At 41.7% G+C, this 604-nt stretch carries 1 protein-coding gene and 1 pseudogene; both read right to left on the bottom strand.

Annotated elements, in window-relative coordinates:
* The coding region (locus FFR48_RS28325; RefSeq protein ID WP_137669618.1) for a transposase at positions 1-306 on the bottom strand (306 nt) is incomplete at its 3' end.
* Between the two features lie 88 nt (positions 307-394).
* Positions 395-577, bottom strand: a pseudogene (locus FFR48_RS28320) (IS4 family transposase); the annotation flags it as partial.
* Positions 578-604 lie beyond the last annotated feature (27 nt).

Raw genomic sequence — 604 nt, 5'->3', positions numbered from 1 at the left:
CGCCTCAGACGGTAAAGAATGACGTTCGATTTCAATCCTTGTCCAATCTCGTAGGCTATCGTGGATACGCAACCATGTTCCATCCTTCCGCCAATTGCGGAAATATGTGTACACTGTCTGCCATGCTAGAAAATCCCCAGGCAAACTCCGCCATCTGACTCCTTCTACCAACACATAAAATATCGCGTTCAGGATTTCCCACATATCGACTTCACGCCGACGACCTCCTGGTTTTGGTTCTGGAATCATGTCACTTATCAATTCATATTGGTCACGAGTCAGATTGCTGGGGTATGCTTTACTCATGTTGCTCACAGGCGTGCTGTCTATTCACTATTCACAGCTTATACTGAGAGAGCTTTTTTACATCCTTTCCGACTTTTCAAACATCCTCTAAAAACCTTTGTAGATTCCTTTTTCTGCTTTCATATTTAATTGGTTGTGGAAATAAGCTGGCCAATTTTGATAGTTTCACTTGCGGATGTGCTTGTATCAATAATAACAGTATTTCCAGGGTCAGATATTGCTGTTCACTTAAATGTTTTCGGAAAATTGTTTGATATGATTGTGGTAACATTTTGTTTTGATGGGGCCTCATTGCCCC

Source organism: Sphaerospermopsis reniformis, from assembly GCF_005402885.1.
Lineage (GTDB): Bacteria > Cyanobacteriota > Cyanobacteriia > Cyanobacteriales > Nostocaceae > Sphaerospermopsis > Sphaerospermopsis kisseleviana.
The sequence above is the reverse complement of the archived record's forward strand: the minus strand, read 5'-3'. Positions and strand labels throughout refer to the sequence as shown.